Origin of the sequence: Angustibacter sp. Root456 (assembly GCF_001426435.1) — a bacterium.
Lineage (GTDB): Bacteria > Actinomycetota > Actinomycetes > Actinomycetales > Angustibacteraceae > Angustibacter.
On record NZ_LMER01000002.1, the window covers coordinates 1 to 23179 of the forward strand.

Consider the following 23179-nt stretch of genomic DNA (forward strand, 5'->3'; position numbering starts at 1 on the left):
TACTTCACCCAGTCCGGCAACACCCTGGACGGCAAGGCCGTCTCCCTGCCCGGAGGCAAGTGACAGGAGTCAGCAGTGCGTGACGGCCCCGGTGCCGAGGGTGATCGACCTCGGCACCGGGGCCGTCGGCGTACCCACCAATGCGCTCAGCGTGCCCGATGCGCGCTGCCGGTCAGGTAGATTCACCCGAACGGGCGGTCACGGGTCGGGCCGTCTTCGCCGGATCGGAGCGTGATGCAGGGGCTACGACGACCAGGCAGACGCGCGACGGTGGTCGCTCTCGCAGCCGGTGCCGCGGTGCTGTGCGGTGCCGCGGTGGCGCTGTCGGTTGACTCCACGCCGGAACCCGTTCGAGCCGAGGCGACGAAGAGCGCACCCAGTCCGCTCAGCGTCAGCCCGGTGCCAACCTCCGCGACGCCGACACCGCCCGCAACGCCCTCCGCTGGGCGGACGGCGAGTCCCAGCCGCACGGAGAGTCCGGCCCCGAAGTCGCCGACGCCGACCGTGGCGGCCGCACCCAGCCGTCGGCCGGTCGTGCGCACGAGCGACGTCGGCGCTCGGCGGGTCATCACGGCTGCGGCGGGGCCGCGTCGGTCGCCGACGTCCACCACGAGCGGCGACTACGTCGTCAAGCGGTCGGGCGTCTCGCTCTCCCGTCGTCACGTCCGTGGCAGTCTGTACATCACGGGCAGCGACGTGACGGTGAGCGACGTCGTCGTCGACGGCAACGTGTACGTCAACTTCACGCCGCAGGGTGGGCTGGTGGAGCCGGTACCGTCCGACGTCCGGCTCGTGCACGTGCGCGCCACGGGCATCTTCAGTAACGGCTTCAGGGGCCTGACGCTCGACGGTGTGGAGCTCGTCGACCAACAGGACGGCCCCCACGCGCAGCTGTTCAACTACGCCGACGACGCGCACGGCGCAGTCTTCCCGGCCAGCCGTCTGGTCATCACGCGCAGCTGGTTCCACGGCGTGCGGCCGTCCACGACCGAGGCCCACCTGGAGAACCTGCACCTGGGAGGAGTCCAGGGCGCGGTGATCCGCGACAACGTGTTCGAGCTTTACTCGCCCAACGGGGGCGGCACCCAGACCCAGTTCACCGCCAACGTCGCCCTCGAGCCGCAGATGTACGGCGTCTTCAACTCCGACGTCGTCTTCGACGGCAACTGGCTGCTCGGCGGCGGCGCCTACCAGCTCTACTTCAACGCCAAGGGCACCAACCGGGTCACGAACAACCACTTCGCCTCCGACAGTCCGTCGTTCGCCGCAGTGCAGTACCCGCCGGACGCCTACGTGCCAGATGCACTGCCTCCGGGGGGATACGTGGCCTTCGCGCAGTCCGGCAACACTCTGGACGGCCAGCCGACTGACCTACCCGGCGGGAAATAGTCGCAAAGCCAGGGGTGCCGCGATGCGCGGCCCTATGCTCTGAGCGATCGACCGTTCAGCCCATGGATGCTCGCGAGGGGACGAAGGTGAGTTCAGGCGCCTCCTCTGCCGGCCCCGTGGACTTGGCCGTGGTGATCCCCGTCCGCAACGGTGGCGCCCTGTTCGCTGAGCAGCTGGAATCGTTGTGCCGCCAGGACTTCACCGGAACCTTCGAGGTCGTGGTGGCCGACAACGGCAGTACCGACGACACCGGCGCGCTGGTCGAGCGCTTTGCCAGTCGGCTGGCCGTGCGCCTGGTCGACGCCTCGCAACGCTCGGGGCCTGCCCATGCCCGTAACGTCGGTGCAGCTGCCACGGACGCGCAGTGGATCGCCTACTGCGACGCCGACGACGTCGCCGACCCCTCCTGGCTGCGCCTGCTCTTCGGCGCCCGGCATCGCGGTGATCTCGTGGCCGGGCAGCTCGAGGCACGTTGCCTCAATGACCCCGACGTGCTGCAGGCCCGCGGCTTCCATGAGGTGGCGACCCGGCTGCCCGACGGTCCGGCGCGCTTCCTGTCGTACGCGGCATCGGCGAACTTGCTCATCCGCAGGGAGGCGCTCGGCCGTATCGGTGGCTGGGACGAGGACCTGCGCTACTGCGAGGACGTCGACCTGTGCTGGCGGGCGCAGCTCGCGGGCTTGTCGCTGGTCTACGAGCCCGAGGCGGTCATGCACTACCGCTTTCGGGGGACGGCCTGGGACATGTTCCGGCAGATCAGCAACTACGCCTCGCGCGAGCCGTCGTTGTTCGTGCGCTACCGCCGCCACGGAGCGCGCCGACCACCCTGGACCCACCTGCCGGCCCAGGTGCTCTGGTTGCTCAGCCGCAGCCCCTACGTCGTGCTCGGTGGTCGGCGTCGGCTGCTCTGGGTGGCCGTGGCCGCCGAAGCCGTGGGCCACGTGCGCGGGAGCGTGACCGAGCGGGTCTACTTCGCCTGAGCCGGGTCCTCCGGCACCGAGGCGATCTGGCGGCGGCTGCGCAGCACCGTGAGGGCGTCCTCCAAGGCCGGCGGCCGCAAGAGCGCGACCAGCCCGCCGTACACGACCACTCCGGTGACCGCGCCAGCCAGCAGGCTGAGCACCGAGCCGAGCGGTCGGCTCGCCTGCACGACAGCGAAGGTCGCGGCGAACATCACGAGGCTGGTACCCACCTGCGGCAGCATCGCCCGGCCGAACTGCGAGTGGCGCAGCCCGACGAGCCGGAAGGCGAAGAACATGCTGGGCGCCATCAGCAGCAGGATCGCGGTCGCGTACGCGACGCACATGCCGACCAGCCCCCACTGCAGACCGATCACGTAGCCGGCCACCACGACCGCGCTGTTGACCAGTGACAGCCGGAAGAGCAGGTCGGACCGGCCCTTGGCGAGGAGCAGACCGTTGGACGTGAACATGATGGTCTGCAGCGCCCCGATGGGCGCCAGGATCTGGATCAGTGGGATGAGGTCGACCCAGCGCTCTCCGAAGATGACGTGCACGGCCGGCTCGGCCACGGCCGCGGTGCCGAACATCAGCGGGAAGGTGATGAGCGTCGTGACGCAAGTCGCCCGCACGAACCCCGTGCGCACGGCCTCGTCGTCCTTCTGGTTCTTCGCGAGCACCGGGAAGGCGATCTCGTTGACGACGTCGCTCACCGCGGTCAGCGGGTACATGAGGATCCGCTGCGCGAGCGTGTAGACGCCCAGCGGCGCCGCACCCAGGAAGCGTCCGACGAGGACCTTGTCGGACTGCACGTAGAAGAACGACAGGAAGTTCGTGAGGAACAGGTGGGTGCTGTACCTGGCGATGGGTCGCAGCTCACCCCAGTGCGTGCGGGCCGTCGGGCGCCAGCGGTCGTAGTGCCACGACAGGTACACGGACACCCCGGTGGAAGCGAGGTTGCCGATCACCAGCGCCCACACGCCGAGCCCGAAGAAGGCCAGCCCGATAGAGCCGACGGCCAGGGTCACCGCCGTGGCCGCGGAGATGATCGCGACCGCGCGGAACCGCAGGTCTCGACGGAGCAGCGCGTGGTGGACCTGAGCGAGGGAGGTCATGAACGTCACCGCGGCGAAGGCCCTGAGGACCGGGGCCGCCTCGGGGTTGCCCAACAGCTGAGCCAGCGGGTGCGCCGTCGCGAACACGACCACCGACAGCACGACGCCGATGGCGGCGTTGAGCCAGAACACCGCGTTGACGAGGGCGTGCGTGATGCGCGGGGCTTGGATCAGCGCGTTGCCGGTGCCCGCGTCCTTGAGCTGGTCGAGGAAGACGGTGACGACCAGAGCGATGGCGACCACGCCGAAGTCGTGCGGTGCCAGCAGGCGGGCGAGGACCACGTTGCTGAGCAGCCGCGTCGCCTGGGTGAGGGCCTGGCTCGCGGCCATCGCCTTCGTGCCGCCGGCCACGGACGCCGGTGGCGTCTCGGGCAGAGCTCGTACCCCGGAGGCGTGGTCGCCAGAGCTCTCACGCACAGATCTGCCCCTCGTTGCTGGTCGTCGCGCGTTCGGGTGCCGATCGGCCGACCTCGCCCCCCCGACGTGCCGCGCTGTTCGTAGGATACCGACGATCTGCCGCCCGGTGGGGCGCTTCGGTGACGGGAGCCAAGGACGTGCACACCAGCTGGGGCCAGCCGGCGGCCGCGCGCGACCTCGTGCTCTCGCTCGCGTTCGAGACCTACACCGACACGGTGCGACGGTCGGCCTTCTCACCCGACCTGCTCGTGCAGCACCTGCTCACCAGCGAGCGTGTCGACCGCCTGCTCGTCGCCGATCCGTGGCGCAGCGTCCTGGGTTTGCTGCGCCGCGACCGCATCCCCTTCCCGGCCGATGCTCGTCATCACCACGCGTCGCCGCGACGGCTGCGGCGCACCGACCCCACGGACGTCGCTGCCGTGCGCCGCGCCACCCGGCGATATCTGGCCCGTGTCCGGCGGGCGGCCGATCGCGCGGGCCTGGAGCACCCGGTGCTGCTGGCCACTCACCCGTGGGTGGCGGCCGAGGCCGACCCCGACCAGTGGCACCACGTCGCCTACTACGGCTGGGACGACTGGGCCGCCCACCCCGCCTTCGCGCCCTGGCACGACAGCTACCTCGATGCTTACGCGCGGATGCGGGAGCGAGGGGTACGCGTCGTGGGGGTCACCGACGCGATCGTGCAGCGAGCGGGCGCACCTGCCGGCTCGGCTACCGTGCCGAACGGGCTCATCGCGGACGAGTGGCGTGATCCCGCTCCGGCGCCGCAGTGGTTCCTCGACCTCGATCGCCCCCGGTTGCTCTACACCGGCACCGTCGACACGCGCCTCGACCTCGACACCGTCGAGGCGGTGTGCCAGAGCCTGGACGCCGGGTCGCTGACCGTCGTGGGTCAGCTCGACGACGAGGACGTCGTCGCGCGCCTGAGGAGCATTCCGCGGGTGCACGTGCAGTCCTGGCAACCGCGGGAGGTGACTCGAGGCGTCGTGGCCGGGTGCGACGTCGCGCTGATCCCCCACGTGAAGAGCGACCTGACGGTCGCCATGAGCCCGCTGAAGCTGTACGAGTACCTCGCGGCCGGTCGCCCCGTCGTCGCGAGCGACCTCCCGGCGATCCGGGCCGTGCCCGGCGTCGTCACGGCGGCGACGGTCGAGGACTTCGTGCACCGGGTCCACGAGGGTCTGCGACGCGGCCCTGCGGCCGAGCCTGACCGGCTGGGCTTCATCGAGCAGAACACCTGGGGCTCGCGCTTCGAGACGCTGCTCGACGCTGTCCTCTGACCTCGGCGGCGCTGCGGCGGCCGGTCAGCCGGCCTCGAGCGACGACGTCGGGCGCAGCTCGGCCCGGGCCCACATCTCCAGGGAGAGCAGGGTCCACAGCCGGATCTCCTCGTTGCGCCGACCGGAGTCGTGCGAGCGCACCAGCTCGGCGACCACACCGGGGTCCATGACCTGCGCCACGGTGGAGTCGGCACCCAGCAGCAGGTCATGGGCGATGTCGCGCAGCCCCGAGCGGAACCAGCTGTCGAGTGGAACCCGGAAGCCCACCTTGGGGCGGTCGACGATGGAGGTGGGCAGGTAGCGGCGCGCCACCTGCTTCAGTACCGCCTTGGTCTGCCCGCGATGCACCCTGACCGACGACGGGAGTCGAAACGCCAGCTCGACCAGCCGGTGGTCGAGGAACGGCGGGCGGAGCTCGAGGGAAGCGGCCATTGACATCCGGTCACCGCGCTCGAGCAGGTTGTCGGGCAGCCACGACATGAGGTCGAGGCGGCCGAGCAGGTCGATGGCGTCGCGGTGGGGGACCGGCGCGGCCAGGTGCGGCACGCGGGCGCCGAGCAGCCGCTCGCACTCGGCCGCCGTGAACGGCGCGAACCAGGTGGCGAGCCGGTCCTCGGCGCTGCGCCCGCTCTGCGCGCGGGCAGCGATGCGCAGCCGACCCGCCTGCGCGGGCAACGCGTCCGCGATGGTCTGCAGCAGCCCCGAGCGCACAGACTGGGGGACGACCCCGGCCCACGTCGTGGCCCGGGCGAAGCGGTACTTCGGGTAGCCACCGAAGAGCTCGTCGCTGCCCTCGCCCGACAGCACGACCTTGACGTGCTCGCGTGCGGTGCGGGCCAGGTGGTGCACCGCGATGTCGGCCGGCTCGCTCAGGGGTGCGTCGCGAAAGCGCGTCAGCTCGATCCACGCCTGCTGGAAGTCCGCGGCGTCGACCGGCACCTCGTGGTGCGCAGTCCCGAACTGCCGGGCCACCTCGCGCGCGTGGGCCGACTCGTCGTACCGAGGGTCGCCGAAGGTGGCCGAGAACGTCTGCACCGGTCCGCTGGTGCGGCGGCTCGCGAGGGCCACGACCAGGCTGCTGTCGACGCCACCGCTGAGGTAGGAGCCGACCGGGACGTCGGCCACCAGGGCGTCGTCGACGGCGCGGCCGAGGGCGCGGTCGACGAGGTCGGCCGCCGCGTCGAGGTCGACGTCGAGGACGTCGCTGGGATCGGGCAGCTCCCAGTACCGGTGCAGCGACTGCTGACCGTCCGCCCGCAGGTGCAGCACGCAGCCCGGCGGGACCTTGTGGACGCCGCGGAACAGCGTGCCGGGAGCCGGCACCGACCGGCGCATGAGGTACGCGGGCAGCTGCTGGTGGTCGAGCTCGAGGGGGTGCGTCAGCGCGGGTTCGAGCGCCTTGACCTCCGAGCCGAACACGACCTGCTCGGGCTCGCGCGCGTAGTACAGCGGCAGCACGCCGAGACGGTCGCGCACCAGCCACGTCTCGCGGGTGGCGGTGTCGTGGACGGCGAAGGCGAACTGGCCGCGCAGCGCGCTCAGCCCGGCGACGCCGCGCTCGACGAACAGCGCCAGGAGGGTCTCGACGTCCCCGTCCGTGACGAAGCGGTGGTCGAGCCCGCGCCGCAGCTCGCGGTAGTTGAAGATCTCGCCGTTGAAGCACAGGTGGTAGCGACCGTCCGCCGTCGCCATCGGTTGGTGCGACCCCGCCAGGTCGATGATGGCCAGCCGCCGGTGGCCGAAGCCGATGCCCGGGCCGGTCCAGCTGCCACTGCCGTCCGGGCCGCGGTGCTCGAGCCGGTCGGCCATGGCGGTCACGAGGGCGCACGGCACCTCCTCACCGTCGAAGCGGTGGACGCCGGCGATGCCGCACATCAGCTGTCTCCCTGCAGGTCGAGCTCTCGCAGTACCTCGTCGGCGCGCACCTGCCAGGAGTGCTCGCGCACTGCGGCGCGGCGCGTCGTCGGGTCGCCGCGACCGCCGTCCAGCGCCTTGCGCACCAGCGTGACGAACTCGTCGGGCGAGTCGGCGACGTCCATGACGTCGGCGAGCGCGTCGACCTCGGCGTAGCGGATCGTCACCACCGGCAACCCCAGCGCGAGGTACTCCATCGCCTTGATCGGGTTGCAGTGCTCGATCCACTCGTTGCGAAGCCACGGCATGATCGCGACGTCGAACGCGGCGCCGTAGGCCGGGATCTGCTCGTACGGCCGGGCTCCCAGCCAGTGCACGTTCGGCAGCGCCGTGAGGGACTCCATGGAGCAGGTGGCGTCGCCGATCAGCACGATGTGGGCCTCGGGCAGCTCGAGCGCGAGGCGGCGCACGAGGTCGAGGTCGACGACGTAGTCGTCGATCCCGCCGAAGAACCCGATGCGGGGCGAGGGGATGCGGGCGATGTCGGCCGGTACGCGGTCGCCGTGGGCCGCGACGAATCGGTCGTAGTCGACGCCGTGCCCCAGGTACACCGACCGCCCCGCCGTGAGTGACCGCTCGGCGTTGAGCAGGTGGCGGCTCACGTACACCGCGGCATCGGCCTGGCCGAGCAGCCGGTGCTCCAGCGACTCGATGAGCCGCTGGTCGGTCTCGGGGAAGGCCGAGTACTTGTCGGAGCGGTTGACCAGCAGCGTGCGGCGGGGGAGTCGCTCGACGACGTCGACAGCCGTCGGGATGGTGACGACGACATCGGGTGGCGCGCTCTGACCCATGGCACGCAACGCGATCCGCACCTGTGCGCGCACGAGGGCTGCGCTCAGTCGGCGCAGCGCGGGCGAGGAGTAGGCGGGCACGATCGCCGGCGACAGCACGTACAGGTCGGGATTGTCGCGCTCGGGTCGGCGCAGTGCGCGCGCTGTGCTGCGCAGCTTGCGCAGGATCCGGCGTCCGCTCTGCGTGCTGCGGCCCGGCGTCGGCATGCGCATGCCGATGCTGTTCACCAGGAGCACCGGTGTGCGGTGCGACATGTGGCGGGCCAGCTGGACGTCCGAGTGCGCACGGTTGTGGTACCAGTAGTCCTGCGCCGAGAAGAGCACGACGGCCGGGCGGCGGACGCCGGGCGGCATCGTGACCTCGCCGGTGACCAGCGTGCGCAGGGCGGCGCGGTGGCTCGGCCGCGCCGCGCGCGACGCCTCGTTGGCGATACCGACCGCGCGGAACGCGGCTGCGGCCCACGGGCCGTGGTGGCGCCGGTACAGCCGCTGCTTGCTGTTGACGAGCACGGGACGCAAGCCGGTGTCGGACTCGCCTCCGCCTTCGAGGTGCTCCGCGGTGGCGCTGGGGACGTACCGGATCCCGAAGCCGGCCGCTCTCGCGCGCAGGCAGAAGTCGGTCTCCTCCGAGTACAGGAAGTAGCCCTCGTCCCACGGGCCGACGGCCGCTCGGCAGCGGGCGCTCACCAGCAGGACGGCGCCGGTCGCCCAGTCGACCCAGCCGGGTCGTTCGTAGGCGCTGGGGTCGACGACGACCTCGCCGGCCCACGGTCGCCGTCCGGCTCGCCGACCGCCGAGCACGGCCTCGCCCAGGGCCCGCAGGAGCGTGGGGTCGCGACGCAACGAGGGCCGGGGTGCGCCGTCCGCGCCGATGATGCGGGGGACGGCGACGCCCGCCCCACTGGTGCGCAGGCCGGTGCGCAACGCGGCGACCGCGCCCGGCTCCAGCCGGACGTCCGGGTTCAGCACGAGCACGTCGTCGGACGCCGGGACGCGCTCCAGCGCGTGGTTGATGGCCGCGGCGTAACCGGCGTTGCGGCCCGTGCTGAGGCGCAGCGCGTCCGGTGCCAGCTGCGCCACGACGTCCAGCGACCCGTCGCAGGAGTCGTTGTCGACCACGACGAGCTGCCACTGGTCGATGCCGTCCATGGCGGCGGGCAGGGAGTCCAGCAGCCCCGGCAGGACGTCGGCGCTGTGGTAGGTCACGATCACGACGCTGAGTGCGCTGGCAGTGGAGGCTGCTGCATGGACGGCGCGAGGCTGGTTCATCGCCCGCGATTCTGCCGCACGGCCAGCAGCGTGCGCGGGCGTTTCAGGCAGAACCACCCGACAGGCCGGCGCTCAGCGCCGCCGCCGTCTCGTCCGGCGCACCGACCAGCAACCGGTGCACTCGCACGCGCTGGAGCATGGTGGACAGCACCTGCAGCGCGCGGCCCGCGTCGACGTGGTGGGTGAACCCTCGGCGCAGCAAGGTTTCCAACGCCGCCGAGCGGTCGGCGGCCTCGAGGTGCGGTGTCGCGTCGCCGCGCTGGCTGAGCACCACGTCACTGACCTCCAGTGGTGCGGGTTCCGCCCGGGCGCCGAGGTCGCCGGCGGTGACGAAGCGCTCGCCGTCACCGAAAGTGCCCGTGACCCCGAGGTAGTCGGCCGCCCACGCTGACAGGCCCAGCGGGCGCGGGTAGGCGACGAGGGCGCCGTCGACCCAGCGCAGGCAGAGCGACTCGTCCGACACGTAGTCCCAGCCCGCACGCAGCAGCGCGGCCACGAGCGTGCTCTTGCCGTGACCCGACGGGCCGGGCAGCACCAGTGCCCGGCCCGCGCGCGCCACCACCCCGGCATGCAGCGCGAGCGCCGGAGTGTGCGCGACGGCGGTGAGGTTGACCGCCGCCAGCGCCGCGCTGACGGCCTCGGGCCGGCTGGAGCAGGTCACCTGGCCCAGATCGGACGAGACGACGAACGGCCCCTGGCCGGTCACCGATATCCGGCGGGCGTTCGGCGTGCCAGTCGAGCCGAGATCGCCCAGCAGGTGGCCGAGCAGGCGGCCCAGCTCGGCGTCGTCCACCTCGATGCGCAGGGGGACGTCCAGCGCCGTCAGGTCGAAGCCAGTAGTGGCGGTCGCCGGAGAGGCCACGGGCTCGCTCACCCGGCGTCGGAGGCGTCGGCGAGCAGGCCCTCGGCCCGGAACGTCGCGAGCGCGGAGACGACGTCGGGGCGGATCTGCTCGGCACCGACCGCGTAGGCCGCTGCGAGCAGCTCGACGATGCGCTGCTCGCTCAGGGTGCCGTCGACCAGCCGCCACACGTCGCTGGCGGTGTCGTTGAGCATGACGACCTGCTCGCTGCTGGGGGCGTACAGGCAGACCCGGCCGTCGAGCTCGACCTCGGTCACCCCGGCGAGCGGCGGGCCGACCACGGCGTCGGGGTGGCTCATGTGAGCAGCGTAGCCAGGGATGGACCGCGGCTCGGGGCACTTCGGGAACACCCCACGATCACCTGACGGTGACGAAGGATCAGCGCTGCGTCAGACCTAGCCTCCAACGGGGGGCAATGTCCCCATTTCACGATGCGTGACGACGCGGCCCCCCTATTGTGAGATCACCGACCAGTCGAAGGGGTCTCGATGGAAGCCAAGGGTTCTGGCATCAGCCGCCGCCAGGCGCTGCGCGCTGGCGCGTACGTCGCCGGTGCGGCGTGGGTGGTGCCAGCGGTCACCGTCATCGGTGCCGGTCCAGCGAGCGCCGACTCACCGAGCGGCCAGACTCCGTCGCAGCAGCCGCAGGTGAAGGGCGAGCAGTACGAGCGTGGCGTGCCGACGGCAGCCGAGCAGCCGTCGTCCCTGGCCTACACCGGCGCCAACGCGGGGGGCGCGGCGATGATCGGCGCGGGCCTGGTGGCCGGCGGTGCGGCGCTGGCGGTGGCGAGCCGTCGCCGGCAGCCGGCGACGGTCGCGGGAGCGGCTGACGGCGAGCCGTCCGGCGACTGACGCCCGGCACAGGCGGTCGAGGCCGCCGCCGTAGCATGGAGCACCCCGTCCCCTCACGGAGGCGGGGTGCTCGTGCTGTCCGGCACGATCCGTCCGGCAACGACCCGCGCTGGAGATCATGAGCCTCACCGGCATCCTCGACGCCTTCTTCGCCGACCCCGCGGTGCGGTCCGCGCGCGATCTGGCACGCAGCGGCGCGCAGGCGACGCTCGACCTGTCGGCGCCGGTCGGTGCCTATCCGGCGGTAACTGCCGCGTTGGCTGCCGATCCGGCGCACGAGGGCGCGGGACGCACGGTGCTGGCAGTGACCGCCACCACCCGTGAGGCAGAGGACCTCGCCTCCGCGCTGCGGTGCTTCCTGCCGCCCGACTCGGTGGTGGAGTTCCCGTCGTGGGAGACGCTGCCCCACGAGCGGCTGAGCCCGCGCAGCGACACGGTCGGGCGTCGACTGGCGGTGCTGCGGCGACTCGCGCACCCCGCCGCCGACGACGAGACCACCGGCCGGATCAGCGTCGTCGTGGCGCCGGTTCGGGCCGTGCTGCAGCCGCTCGTCAAGGGCCTCGGTGACCTCGAGCCGGTGCAGCTCGCCGCCGGTGACGAGGCCGAGCTGGACGACGTCGCCCGGCGGCTCGCCGGCGCCGCCTACACCCGCACCGACCTCGTCGAGCGCCGCGGGGACTTCGCGGTGCGCGGTGGCATCCTCGACGTCTTCCCGCCCACCGAGGAGCACCCGCTGCGCGTGGAGTTCTGGGGCGACACCGTCGAGGAGATCCGCTGGTTCTCCGTCGCCGACCAGCGCAGCCTCGAGGTGGCCCAGCACGGCCTGTGGGCGCCGCCCTGCCGTGAGCTGCTGCTCACCGACGAGGTTCGCCAGCGGGCCCGCGAGCTCGCGCCGCAGCTGCCCGGCGTCACCGACCTGCTCGACAAGGTCGCCGAGGGGATCGCCGTCGAGGGCATGGAGTCGCTCACCCCCGCGCTGGTCGGCGACGGCATGGAGCTGCTCACCGACGCGCTGCCCGACGGCGCCCACGTGCTGGTGTGCGACCCCGAGCGCGTGCGCGCCCGAGCGCACGACCTCGTCGCCACCAGCGAGGAGTTCCTGCAGGCCAGCTGGGCCAACGCGGCCGCCGGCAACGCCACCCCCATCGACCTCGAGGCGGTGCTCGGCACCGCGTCGTTCCGCACCCTCGCCGACGTGCGTGAGCACGCTGTCGCCACCGGCGTGCCCTGGTGGAGCGTCGGGCCGTTCGCGGCGGACCTCGAGACGTCGTCCGCCGAGACGGTGGTGGACGACGACACCGTTCGCGCGGTCGACGCCCACGAGGTCGAGTCGTACCGCGGCGACACCCAGCGGGCGCTCGACGACCTGGCCGGCTGGACGTCGTCCGGCTGGCGCGTCGTGGTGGTCACCGAGGGGCACGGGCTCGTGCAGCGCGTCGTCGAGGTGCTCTCGGAGCGCGATATCGCGGCGCGGGCCGTCGACAGCCTCGACGACCTGCCGGAGCCGTCGGTGGTGCACGTCACCACCGGCAGCCTGGGGCGCGGCTTCGTGGCCGAGGGCGTGCGCCTCGCGGTCGTCACCGAGACCGACCTGACGGGTACCGCGGGGCAGACCACCAAGGACATGCGCCGCATGCCCGCGCGCCGCCGCAACGTCGTCGACCCGTTGCAGCTCAAGCCCGGCGACTACGTCGTGCACGAGCAGCACGGCGTCGGCCGGTTCGTCGAGATGATGCAGCGCACGGTGCAGGGCAGCACCCGCGAGTACCTCGTGATCGAGTACGCGCCGAGCAAGCGGGGCCAGCCCGGCGACCGGCTGTTCGTGCCGAGCGACTCGCTCGACCAGGTGACGCGGTACGTCGGCGGTGAGGCGCCGACGCTGAACAAGCTCGGTGGCGGCGACTGGGCCAAGACGAAGGGCCGCGCGCGCAAGGCGGTCAAGCAGATCGCCGGCGAGCTGATCCGCCTTTACTCGGCACGAATGGCCTCGCCCGGCCACGCCTTCGCGCCCGACACGCCGTGGCAGCGTGAGCTCGAGGACGCCTTCGCCTACGTGGAGACCCCTGACCAGCTCGTGACGATCGACGAGGTCAAGGCCGACATGGAGCGCTCTGTGCCCATGGACCGCCTCATCTGCGGGGACGTCGGCTACGGCAAGACCGAGATCGCCGTGCGGGCCGCCTTCAAGGCGGTGCAGGACGGCAAGCAGGTCGCGGTGCTGGTGCCCACGACGCTGCTGGTTCAGCAGCACCTGCAGACGTTCGGCGACCGCTACGCGAACTTCCCGGTGAACGTCGCGGCGCTGTCGCGGTTCCAGACCGACAAGGAGGCCGAGCAGGTCAAGGCCGGGATCCGCGACGGCAGCATCGACGTCGTCATCGGCACCCACCGGCTGCTCACCAGCGAGGTGCGGTTCAAGGACCTCGGACTCATCGTCGTCGACGAGGAGCAGCGCTTCGGCGTCGAGCACAAGGAGCAGCTGAAGGCGATGCGGACGGCGGTCGACGTCCTCGCGATGAGCGCCACCCCGATCCCGCGCACGCTCGAGATGGCCGTGACCGGGATCCGTGAGATGTCTACTCTCGCAACGCCTCCGGAGGAGCGGCACCCCGTGCTGACGTTCGTCGGCGCCTACGACGAGAAGCAGATCGCCGCCGCGATCCGCCGTGAGCTGCTGCGCGAGGGCCAGGTCTTCTACGTCCACAACCGCGTGAGCTCGATCGAGAAGGCGGCGAGCCGGCTGCGCGAGCTCGTGCCCGAGGCGCGCATCGCCACCGCCCACGGGCAGATGGGCGAGCACAAGCTCGAGCAGGTGGTCGTCGACTTCTGGGAGAAGCGCTTCGACGTCCTGGTGTGCACCACCATCGTCGAGACCGGTCTCGACATCAGCAACGCCAACACGTTGATCCTCGAGCGTGCGGAGAACTTCGGCCTCTCGCAGCTGCACCAGCTGCGGGGCCGGGTGGGCCGCGGACGCGAGCGGGCCTACGCGTACTTCCTCTACCCGCCCGAGAAGCCGCTCACCGAGACGGCGATCGACCGACTGCAGACCATCGCCCAGAACACCGACCTCGGCTCGGGTATGGCCGTCGCGATGAAGGACCTCGAGATCCGCGGAGCAGGCAACCTGCTCGGCGGCGAGCAGTCCGGGCACATCGAGGGCGTCGGCTTCGACCTCTACATCCGGCTCGTCGGCGAGGCCGTCGCCGAGTACCGCGGCGACACCGAGGCGGCGCCAGCCGAGATGAAGGTCGAGCTGCCCGTCGACGCGCACCTGCCGCACGAGTACGTGCCCGGTGAGCGGCTGCGCCTCGAGGCCTACAAGAAGCTCGCGGAGGCCGACTCCGACGCCGCCGTCGAGGCGGTGCGCGAGGAGCTGGTCGACCGGTACGGCGAGCCGCCGGCGCCGGTCGAGAACCTGCTCGAGGTCGCGCGCCTGCGCGTGCTGGCCCGCAGGGCCGGCCTCACCGACATCGCGGTGCAGGGTAACCACGTGCGCTTCGCACCCGTCGAGCTGCGCGAGAGCCAGCAGCTGCGGCTCACGCGGCTCTATCCCGGGTCGCAGGTGCGGCCCGCGGTGCGCATGATCCAGGTGCCCAAACCCACCACCGCGCGTATCGGCGGCCGCCCGCTGCGCGACGCCGAGGTGCTGGCGTGGGCGCGCGACCTCGTGCAGGCGGTGCTGCTGGACGACGTCGCCGGGGCAGCGAAGGTCGCCACCACCTGAGTGAGGTCGGCGAGCGACCGGCGGCGGGTGCGGGGCGGTCGTCGCCCGCGCGGCGCCTAGGCTTAGGCTCTGGCGGGGCCGTGTGCGGGTGAACGCCTGCCACCGGGCTCGCGACTGAGCCACCTCAGGGACCGAAGGGACAGCGGTGTTCGACACCTCCAGTGACTCCACGGCGGCACGACGCGCGGGACGGCGCGGGCTCAAGGCCGCGGCCGCTGCTGCGGTGGCAGCCGTCGCGCTGGCCGCCTGCACCCCGGGCCAGGCCGGTGCGGCCGCGATCGTCGGCGACCGGCGCATCAGCACCAGCGAGGTGAGCCAGGCGGCGCAGGGCATCAAGCAGGGCAACCCGCAGCTGGCCCAGGGCCAGGGGCTCGAGCGCACGGTGCTGTTCTTCCTCGTCATCTCGCCGTACGTGCTGTCGGCGGCTGAGCAGAACGGCGTGGGCGTCAGCGCCGACACCGCACGGGAGATGCTGCCCAACGTCCACGACGCCGACCCTGGAGCGGTGCGCGTGCTGCGCACCTTCGTGGCGCTGCAGAAGCTGCAGCAGGCCGGCAAGAACGACGCACTCACCCAGATCCAGAAGGACGTCGCGGCGGCCGAGCCGGAGCTCAACCCGCGCTACGGCACGTTCGACGTCAAGCAGATGGCCGTGGTCGACGCACCCCCGAACTGGATCGCGCCGCGCGCCGAGCCCACCGCGTCGTCCGGCGACACGCCCTGATCCGCGGTGAGCGCGCCGGCTGACCTCGTCCTGCTCGTCACGACCCCACGAGTCGCCGCTGGCCTGCTCACGCGGGCCGGGTGGCAGGCGCTCGAGCAGGCCGACCGGGTGCTGTGCGCCGACCTCGCCGATCCGACGCCGGCCGCAGTCGCCGACGCGGGCGTGGGGGTCGAGCAGGCTGCGCAGCAGGACGCCGCGTCGCTCGCCCGGGCGCTCGTGGAGGCGGCGGCCACGTCGTCGGTGGTCTGGCTGAGCTCACCGGACGGCGACCCCGGCCTCACCGACGCGCTGGCCGCTGAGCTGTCGCGCGTGGCCGCCCACGCTGACCCCCCGTCAGTGGAGGTGCTCGTGGCGAGCCACGACGTGCGGGGGGCGCGGCTGCTCGACCTGGTCGAGGTGATGGACAGGCTGCGCTCACCCGGCGGCTGTCCGTGGGACGCCGAGCAGACTCACGAGAGCCTGGTGCCCTACCTGGTCGAGGAGGCCTACGAGGCCGCGGAGGCGCTGGAGTCGGACGACCGAGCCGCGATGCGCGAGGAGCTGGGCGACGTCCTGCTGCAGGTGGCCTTCCACGCTCGCGTCGGTCAGGAGCACCCCATCGAGCCGTTCGACATCGACGACGTCGCATCGGGCATCGTCACCAAGCTGGTGCGCCGTCACCCGCACGTCTTCGCCGTCGACAGCAGCGCAGCGGGCGACGGCGCAGTCGACGACGGCGGTGAGCCGGCCGCCGGTCACACGGCCGAGCAGGTGCAGCAGCGCTGGGACGAGCTGAAGGCGCAGGAGAAGGGCCGGGCCAGCGTGCTGGACGGCATCCCGCGCGCCCTGCCGGCGCTCGCCCGAGCCGACAAGGTGCTGAGCCGGCTGCAGCGCAGCCGCCCGGGCGCCGTCGACGAGCTGAGCGCCGTGGACGACGAGACCGCCCGCGAGCTGATCGACACCGTGCGCCGGGCGCAGGCCCGCGGCGAGGATGCCGAGGCCCGGCTGCGCCAGGCGGTGCAGGAGATCGAGGCCCGTGTGCGTCGCACCGAGGTGGCGTCGTGAGCGCCGGCAACACCGAGTCGACGCGCTTTCGCCGCACGGCCACCACCGCGCTCGACGTCCTGCTCGAGGCCGACCCACCGGCGGCCACGGCGCTGGGCGACCACCGATTCGACGACCGCCTGCCTGACCCGTCGCCGGCCGGCACGCACGCCACGCTCGGCCTGCTCGTCGACGCGACCGGAGCCCTCGACGACCTCGACGACGCCGAGCTCGACGCCCAGGACGCCGTCGACCTCGAGCTGCTGCGCTCGCGGCTCACGGCCATGCAGTGGTCGATGGGCGAACTGGCGGAGCAGACGTGGAACCCCCTCACCACCGTTCCGGCACAGGCGATCTACTCGTTGGTTGCCCGCGACACCGGTGAGCCCGAGCAGCGCGCGCGAGCCCTCGCGGCTCGGCTGAGCGCGCTGCCCGCCTACCTCGCTCACGCTCGCGACCAGCTCGGTGCCATGCCTCGGGTGCACGTCGAGACCGCGGCGGCGCAGGTCAGGGGAGCGGCGTCGCTGCTGGGTGGGACGGTCGACGCGCTGCTGGCGCGTGCGCCCGGCGAGCGGGCCGCCGTCGACACCGCGCGTGCCACTGCCGCGCAGGCGCTCGAGCAGCACGCGCGCTGGCTCGACGGCAAGCTGGCGGAGTCCGAGCGCGACCCCCGCCTCGGTGAGCGCGACTTCGCGGCCCGGCTCTGGTACTCCCTCGACACCCACACCAGCCCCGACACGCTGCTCGACCGCGCCGAGAGCGACCTCATGGCCGTCGAGGAGGAGATCGCCGAAGTGGCGGCCCTCCTGGCGCCGCGGCTGGGCATCACGGCACCGGCCTCCGATCGGGTGCGCGAGGTGCTCGACGCCCTGGCGGCGGGTGCGCCCGTGGGCGACCACGACGTCCTCGACCGCTGCCGTCGTCACCTGGCTGCTCTCACCGACCTCGTGCGCGAGCGCGATCTCGTGAGCATCCCGGACGACGCCGTCGAGGTGATCGAGATGCCCGAGGCCGACCGCGGGGTCGCCGTCGCCTACTGCGATCCTCCGGGCGCGCTCGAGCCCGGTGGCCCCGGCGGGCCGCCGCCGACGTTCTTCGCGGTGGCTCCGACGCCCTCGAGCTGGTCGGCCGCGCGGGTCGCGTCGTTCTATCGCGAGTACAACGACCACATGCTGCGCGACCTCACGGTGCACGAGGCCATGCCCGGCCACGTGCTGCAGCTCGCCCACTCCCGGCGCTTCCGCGGCGCGACCTCGGTGCGAGCCGCCCTGTGGAGCGGCACGTTCGTCGAGGGCTGGGCCGTCTACGCCGAGCAGCTGGTCGCCGACGCTCTCGAACAGCTCGCGCCCGGCGACGACGCCACGCTCGCGCTGCGCATGCAGCAGCTGAAGATGCGCCTGCGCTGCACCATCAACGCGATCCTCGACGTCCGCGTGCACGCACGGGGCATGACCGAGGGCGAGGCGATGGCACTCATGACCGGCCGTGGGCACCAGGAGGACGGCGAGGCGACGGGCAAGTGGCGGCGCGCGCTGCTCACGAGCGGCCAGCTCGCGACGTACTACGTGGGCCACGCGGAGGTGTCGGCGCTCGCGACCGACCTGCGGGCTGCGCGTCCGGGAGCCACCGACCGGGCGGTGCACGACGAGCTGCTGTCGCACGGCTCACCGTCCCCGCGGCTGTTGCGTGACCTGCTGGAACTGGTGTGACCGACCTCGTGCTGCACGGCGGTGCGGTGTTCGACGGTGAGCAGCTGGTGCCGGGCGCCACCGCCGTGGCCGTCGAGGGCGGCCGCGTCGTCGCGGTGGGCAGCGACTGCGAGGTGCGAGCCGCCGTCGGCGCGGCGCGCGAGGTCGTCGACCTGCGCGGCCGCGTGGTGCTGCCCGGCTTCACCGACGCCCACGCGCACCCGGTGCAGGGCGGCGTCGAGCGGCTGGGGTGCGACCTCACTGGGGCGGCGAGCGCGCAGGACGAGCTGGCGCGGGTGCGCGCCTACGCCGACGCCCACCCCGACCTGCCGTGGGTCGTCGGGGGTGGCTGGCTCAAGGAGCACTTCGAGGGCGGTCTGCCGACGGCGGCGGCGCTCGACGAGGTGGTTCCCGATCGCCCGGTGATGCTGCGCGACAACAGCCACCACGCCGTGTGGGTCAACAGCGCGGCGCTGCGGATCGCCGGTGCGTCGAGTGCGGGCACGCTCCACGAGGACGAGATGGACCTCGTCACACCGCACCTGCCGCCGGAGACGCTCGAGGAGCAGGTGGCCGGTCTGCTGGAGGCGCAGCGGTACCTGCACTCGCTCGGGGTGACCGGCTGGCAGGACGCCATCGTGGGCGACTACGCCGGTCATCCCGACCCCACCGACGCCTACCTGCAGGTGGCCACGTCCGGTCGGCTGACCGCCCGCGTCGTGGGCGCGCTGTGGTGGCCGCGCGGTGTCGCCCCCGACGACGTCGGGTCGGTGGTCGACGACCTCGTCGCGCGGCGTCGGCGCGTGGCCGAAGCCGTGCCCGACGGCCGGTTCCGCGCCACGAGCGTCAAGATCATGCAGGACGGCGTGGTCGAGAGCCGCACCGCCGGCCTGCTCGAGCCGTACGTCGACGCCGCCACCGGCTGCCGCTGCGGCGACGGTGTGCGCGGGCTGTCGTACGTCGCGCCCGACCTGCTGCGCGAGGTCGCCGTCCGCCTAGCGCGAGAAGGCTTTCAGCTGCACCTGCACGCCATCGGTGACCGCGCGGTGCGTGAGGCCCTCGACGCGCTCGAGACGGCGCTCGCGGACGCCGCCGCGCCGGCCGACCTGCGCCACCACGTGGCCCACCTGCAGGTCGTGCACCCGCACGAGGTGCCGCGCTTCGGCGCGCTCGGCGTCATCGCCAACCTGCAGGCGCTCTGGGCCTGCCACGAGCCGGCGATGGACGACCTCAACATCCCGATCCTCGGGCCGGAGAGGTCGGCGTGGCAGTACCCGTTCGGCGACCTCGTGCGCAGCGGCGCGCCGCTCGCGATGGGGTCCGACTGGCCCGTGTCGTCGCCGAACCCGTTCGAGGCGATCCAGGTGGCCGTGACCCGGCGTGAGCCCGGCAGCGACCGGCCGGCGCTGCTGCCCGCGCAGGCGATCGACGTCCGCACCGCGTTGTCGGCGTACACCCTCGGCTCGGCGCGGGTGAACCACCGGGACGACGCCGGCCGCGTCCGGGTCGGTGCGCTCGCGGATCTCGTGGTGCTCGATCGCGACCCCCTGGCCGTGCCGCCCGACGAGCTGGCCGACGTCGGCGTCGACCTCACCCTCGTCGACGGCGTCCCCGTGCACACGCGCCCCTGACCCACGCTCCGACTGGCAAATTCCCCGGAATTCGTACGCCTGGACCGGCCCAGCCGTGCGAATTCCGGGGAATTTGCCGGAGGCGGGGAGTGGGCCGGGGTGAGGGCGGCGTGGGGGCTCGGGCGCCCGACGCGGGGAGGCTAGGCTCGGTGCGGACCTGTCGTCGACCACACCGGAGCACGCCCGTGGCCAGCATCGAAGCAGTCGGAGCACGCGAGATCCTCGACTCCCGGGGCAACCCGACCATCGAGGTCGAGGTCGCGCTGGACGACGGGACGATCGCCCGCGCTGGCGTGCCGTCGGGCGCGTCGACCGGCGCGTTCGAGGCCGTCGAGCGCCGCGACGGCGACTCCGGCCGCTACGGCGGCAAGGGCGTGCAGAAGGCCGTGCTCGCGGTGCTCGACGACATCGGGCCCCGGCTGCTCGGCTTCGACGCGGCCGAGCAGCGGCTGGTCGACCAGGCGATGCTCGACCTCGACGGCACCGACAACAAGGGCAAGCTCGGCGCCAACGCGATCCTCGGCGTCTCGCTCGCCGTCGCGCGCGCTGCGGCCGAGTCGGCCGGTCTGCCGCTGTTCCGCTACGTCGGCGGCCCCAACGCGCACGTGCTGCCCGTGCCGATGATGAACATCCTCAACGGCGGCGCGCACGCCGACTCCGGGGTCGACGTCCAGGAGTTCATGATCGCGCCGATCGGCGCCGAGACGTTCAGCGAGGCGCTGCGCTGGGGCGCGGAGACCTACCACGCGCTCAAGGCCGTGCTGAAGGAGAAGGGCCTGGCCACCGGCCTCGGCGACGAGGGCGGCTTCGCGCCGTCGCTGCCGTCGACCAAGGATGCCCTCGACGTCATCGCCGTCGCGGTCGAGAAGGCCGGCTTCTCGCTCGGCACCGACATCGCGCTGGCCCTCGACGTCGCGGCCACCGAGTTCTACTCCGACGGCGTCTACCGGTTCGAGGGCGGCGACCGCTCGGCCGAGTGGGTCGCCGGCTACTTCGAGACGCTGCTGGGCGAGTACCCGCTGGTGTCGATCGAGGACCCGCTCGCCGAGGACGACTGGGCCGGCTGGTCGCAGCTCGTCAGCACCGTCGGGCAGCGGGTGCAGATCGTGGGCGACGACCTGTTCGTCACCAACCCCACCCGCCTGCAGCGCGGCATCGAGGAGCGCGCCGCCAACGCCCTGCTCGTGAAGGTCAACCAGATCGGTTCGCTCACCGAGACGCTGGACGCCGTCGACCTGGCTCACCGCAACGGGTTCCGCTGCATGATGAGCCACCGCTCGGGCGAGACCGAGGACACCACCATCGCCGACCTCGCCGTCGCGACGAACTGCGGTCAGATCAAGACCGGCGCCCCCGCCCGCAGCGAGCGCGTCGCGAAGTACAACCAGCTGCTGCGCATCGAGGAGGAGCTCGACGACGCCGCCCGCTACGCCGGACGGCAGGCCTTCCCGCGCTTCGGGGGCTGAGCAGCCCATGGGGGCGGGACGACGGCCGCCGGGCAGCGGGGCCAAGGGCACCGGTGCCCGCGGTGGCTCGCGCGCGGGTACGCGGCCCGGTGCGGGCGGTGCTCGCACCGGCGTGCGTCCGGCCGCGGCGGTGGCCGGCCGCCCGCAGCGTGGGGGAGCGGGCGCTGGGCGTCCTAGCCGCATGCTGCGGTTCGTCGTGCTCGGCGGCGTGCTCGCCGTGCTCGCGGTGCTGCTCGCCCCCGCGCTGCGGTCGTACCTCGCGCAGCAGCAGCAGATCGGCGCCCTGCGCGAGCACGTGCGCGAGCAGCAGGCCACGGTGACCCAGCTCGAGAAGGACCGTGCCGCCTGGAACGACCCCGCCTACGTGAAGGCGCAGGCGCGCGACCGGCTGAAGTTCGTCATGCCGGGCGAGCGCGCCTACACCGTCATCGACCCTCGGCCCGCGAAGGACCAGGCGACGACGTCCCCGGTGCGAGCGGCGGCCGAGACCGCGCGCGGCGACCGCTCGTGGTTCGGCGACATGTGGCGCTCGGCGCAGATCGCGGGCTCGGCGTCCGCGGGCGCCAAGTGACCGACGTCCCGGGGGGTGCGGGCGGGGTCGACGCCGCTGACCTGGCGGCGGTCGAGCAGCAGCTCGGGCGCCGGCCGCGCGGTGTGGTGGGTGTGGCCCACCGCTGCCCGTGCGGCGCACCGGACGTCGTCGAGACCGTGCCGCGGCTGGACGACGGCACGCCCTTCCCGACGACGTACTACGCCACCTGCCCACGGCTCACCGGCGCCATCAGCACGCTCGAGTCGTCCGGCCTCATGGCGCGCATGACCGAGCGTCTGGCGGACGACGCCGACCTGGCCGACCGCTACCGCGCTGCGCACGAGGACTACCTGCGCCGCCGGAATCGGCTCGGCGAGGTGGCCGAGATCGCAGGCATCAGCGCGGGTGGCATGCCCACGCGGGTGAAGTGCCTGCACGTGCTCGTCGGCCACGCGCTGGCGGCGGGCCCGGGCGTGAACCCGTTCGGCGACGAGGCGCTCGAGGCCCTGGGCGAGTGGTGGGCGCCCGGCAGCTGCGTGGCGCCGGAGGGGGAAGACTCGTGACTCGCGTAGCGGCCTTCGACTGCGGCACCAACTCCTTGCGTCTGCTGGTGGCGGACGTCGACCCCGGCCGCGGCACGCTTACCGATGTCGAGCGGGTCATGGAGGTCGTGCGTCTCGGTGAAGGTGTTGACCGCACCGGACGCCTTGCGCCGCAAGCGTTGCAGCGCACCTTCGCCGTCGCCGACCGGTACGCCGAGCGCTGCCGCGAGCTGGGGGTGGAGCGGATGCGGTTCGTGGCGACGTCTGCCTCGCGGGACGCCGACAACCGCCAGGACTTCGTCGACGGCGTGCGCGAGCGGCTCGGCATCGAGCCCGAGGTCATCGCCGGCAGCGAGGAGGCGGCGCTGTCGTTCGTTGGCGCGACCTTCGAGCTGCTGGCGGACGACGTGCCGAACCCGTTCGTCGTGGTCGACATCGGTGGTGGCTCGACCGAGGTGGTGCGCGGTGAGCGCGCGGTGGAGTCGGCGCTGTCGGTCGACGTCGGCTGCGTGCGGCTCACGGAGCGGCACCTGCACGACGACCCGCCTACCGAGGCCCAGGTCGAGGCCGCTCGCGGCGACATCGACCGCGCGCTCGATCGGGTGGCTGACTGCGTTGCGCTGCAAGGGGTCTCGACGCTGGTCGGGCTGGCTGGGTCGGTCACTACCGTGGCCGCTGAGGCGCTGCACCTGCCGGGCTACGACGCTGGGCGCATCCACCGGGCGCGCCTCGGCGTCGACGACGTGCGTGCGGCGTGCGACCGCCTGCTCGCCATGACGCGGGCCGAGCGCGCCGCACTGCCGTTCATGCACCCCGGGCGCGTCGACGTCATCGGCGCCGGCGCCCTGGTGTGGCGGCGGGTGATCGACCGAGTGCAGGCCGAGTCCGGCATCACCGACGTCCTGGTGAGCGAGCGCGACATCCTCGACGGCATCGCCTTCAGCATCGCCTGACCCCACCATCCCGTTTCCGCCACTCAAGCTGGTTTGCGCCCCCCAA

18 protein-coding genes are annotated in these 23179 nt (G+C 72.8%); 13 read left to right on the forward strand and 5 right to left on the reverse strand.

All coding sequences use genetic code 11. From position 1 onward, the window contains the following. Positions 1 to 504: 504 nt before the first annotated feature. Positions 505 to 1389, forward strand: coding sequence for a hypothetical protein (locus ASD06_RS03240; protein WP_056673125.1), 885 nt, complete (start codon positions 505 to 507; stop codon positions 1387 to 1389). A 128-nt stretch (positions 1390 to 1517) separates the two neighbouring features. Continuing rightward, entirely contained in the window at positions 1518 to 2369 is an 852-nt protein-coding gene (locus tag ASD06_RS03245; protein ID WP_162248034.1) for a glycosyltransferase family 2 protein, read from the forward strand. On the opposite strand, the gene ASD06_RS03250 is transcribed toward ASD06_RS03245, so the two are convergent. Further along, positions 2357 to 3880 carry a lipopolysaccharide biosynthesis protein gene (locus tag ASD06_RS03250; protein ID WP_157371473.1) on the reverse strand — a complete coding sequence of 508 codons (1524 nt, stop codon included), beginning with the start codon at positions 3878 to 3880 and terminating at the stop codon, positions 2357 to 2359. The genes ASD06_RS03245 and ASD06_RS03250 overlap by 13 nt on opposite strands. Positions 3881 to 3999: 119 nt before the next feature. Here ASD06_RS03250 and ASD06_RS03255 point away from each other — a divergent pair, with 119 nt between their 5' ends. After that, on the forward strand, positions 4000 to 5160 hold the full coding sequence (locus ASD06_RS03255) for a glycosyltransferase (RefSeq protein ID WP_056673135.1): 1161 nt from the start codon (positions 4000 to 4002) through the stop codon (positions 5158 to 5160). 24 nt (positions 5161 to 5184) lie between these two features. Here the strand turns inward: ASD06_RS03255 and asnB are convergent, their stop codons facing one another. The 4 genes from asnB to ASD06_RS03275 form a co-directional block, all read right to left on the reverse strand. After that, positions 5185 to 7035 (reverse strand): asparagine synthase (glutamine-hydrolyzing), encoded by a 1851-nt coding sequence (gene asnB / locus ASD06_RS03260; RefSeq protein ID WP_056673138.1) that lies wholly within the window; start codon positions 7033 to 7035, stop codon positions 5185 to 5187. Further along, entirely contained in the window at positions 7035 to 9071 is a 2037-nt protein-coding gene (locus ASD06_RS03265) for a glycosyltransferase (protein ID WP_200941852.1), read from the reverse strand. Before ASD06_RS03265 ends, asnB begins: the two co-directional genes overlap by 1 nt. Before the next feature lie 106 nt (positions 9072 to 9177). Then, a complete protein-coding gene (locus tag ASD06_RS03270; protein WP_056673145.1) occupies positions 9178 to 10008 on the reverse strand; it encodes a hypothetical protein in 831 nt (276 codons plus the stop codon). Then, the gene (locus ASD06_RS03275) at positions 10005 to 10295 is read right to left on the reverse strand and encodes a PqqD family protein (RefSeq protein WP_056673148.1); all 291 of its coding nucleotides are present in this window, start codon (positions 10293 to 10295) and stop codon (positions 10005 to 10007) included. The genes ASD06_RS03270 and ASD06_RS03275 overlap by 4 nt, the downstream gene beginning before the upstream one ends. A 189-nt stretch (positions 10296 to 10484) precedes the next feature. Here ASD06_RS03275 and ASD06_RS03280 point away from each other — a divergent pair, with 189 nt between their 5' ends. The 10 genes from ASD06_RS03280 to ASD06_RS03325 all read left to right on the forward strand — a co-directional run bounded on the left by ASD06_RS03280 (position 10485) and on the right by ASD06_RS03325 (position 23133). Further along, the gene (locus tag ASD06_RS03280; protein WP_056673151.1) at positions 10485 to 10847 is read left to right on the forward strand and encodes a hypothetical protein; all 363 of its coding nucleotides are present in this window, start codon (positions 10485 to 10487) and stop codon (positions 10845 to 10847) included. Positions 10848 to 10965: 118 nt separating this feature from the next. Then, a complete protein-coding gene (gene mfd / locus ASD06_RS03285; protein WP_056673154.1) occupies positions 10966 to 14574 on the forward strand; it encodes a transcription-repair coupling factor in 3609 nt (1202 codons plus the stop codon). 145 nt (positions 14575 to 14719) lie between these two features. Then, positions 14720 to 15298 (forward strand): hypothetical protein, encoded by a 579-nt coding sequence (locus ASD06_RS03290; protein ID WP_056673156.1) that lies wholly within the window; start codon positions 14720 to 14722, stop codon positions 15296 to 15298. 6 nt (positions 15299 to 15304) lie between these two features. Further along, positions 15305 to 16342: a MazG family protein gene (locus ASD06_RS19535; protein WP_056673159.1), complete on the forward strand. Its 1038-nt coding sequence runs from the start codon at positions 15305 to 15307 to the stop codon at positions 16340 to 16342. After that, positions 16339 to 18030: a DUF885 domain-containing protein gene (locus ASD06_RS03300; protein WP_056673162.1), complete on the forward strand. Its 1692-nt coding sequence runs from the start codon at positions 16339 to 16341 to the stop codon at positions 18028 to 18030. The genes ASD06_RS19535 and ASD06_RS03300 overlap by 4 nt, the downstream gene beginning before the upstream one ends. Then, positions 18027 to 19640, forward strand: a complete 1614-nt coding sequence (locus ASD06_RS03305) for an amidohydrolase (RefSeq protein ID WP_200941853.1) — start codon at positions 18027 to 18029, stop codon at positions 19638 to 19640. Before ASD06_RS03300 ends, ASD06_RS03305 begins: the two co-directional genes overlap by 4 nt. Positions 19641 to 19825: 185 nt before the next feature. Next, the gene (gene eno / locus ASD06_RS03310; protein WP_056673165.1) at positions 19826 to 21106 is read left to right on the forward strand and encodes a phosphopyruvate hydratase; all 1281 of its coding nucleotides are present in this window, start codon (positions 19826 to 19828) and stop codon (positions 21104 to 21106) included. A 7-nt stretch (positions 21107 to 21113) separates the two neighbouring features. Then, complete coding sequence (locus ASD06_RS03315; protein ID WP_157371474.1) at positions 21114 to 21677, forward strand: septum formation initiator family protein; 564 nt, start codon at positions 21114 to 21116, stop codon at positions 21675 to 21677. Beyond that, entirely contained in the window at positions 21674 to 22201 is a 528-nt protein-coding gene (locus ASD06_RS03320) for a DUF501 domain-containing protein (protein WP_056673452.1), read from the forward strand. Before ASD06_RS03315 ends, ASD06_RS03320 begins: the two co-directional genes overlap by 4 nt. Beyond that, positions 22198 to 23133, forward strand: coding sequence for a Ppx/GppA phosphatase family protein (locus ASD06_RS03325; RefSeq protein ID WP_056673170.1), 936 nt, complete (start codon positions 22198 to 22200; stop codon positions 23131 to 23133). Before ASD06_RS03320 ends, ASD06_RS03325 begins: the two co-directional genes overlap by 4 nt. The last annotated feature ends 46 nt before the right edge of the window (positions 23134 to 23179 follow it).

Excerpts from the sequence above, each read along its gene's own strand:
- ASD06_RS03280 (WP_056673151.1), top strand. The coding sequence starts at position 10,485 with ATGGAAGCCAAGGGTTCTGGCATCAGCCGCCGCCAGGCGCTGCGCGCT.
- ASD06_RS03315 (WP_157371474.1), top strand. The coding sequence starts at position 21,114 with ATGGGGGCGGGACGACGGCCGCCGGGCAGCGGGGCCAAGGGCACCGGT.
- asnB (WP_056673138.1), bottom strand. The coding sequence starts at position 7,035 with ATGTGCGGCATCGCCGGCGTCCACCGCTTCGACGGTGAGGAGGTGCCG.
- ASD06_RS03275 (WP_056673148.1), bottom strand. The coding sequence starts at position 10,295 with ATGAGCCACCCCGACGCCGTGGTCGGCCCGCCGCTCGCCGGGGTGACC.
- mfd (WP_056673154.1), top strand. The coding sequence starts at position 10,966 with ATGAGCCTCACCGGCATCCTCGACGCCTTCTTCGCCGACCCCGCGGTG.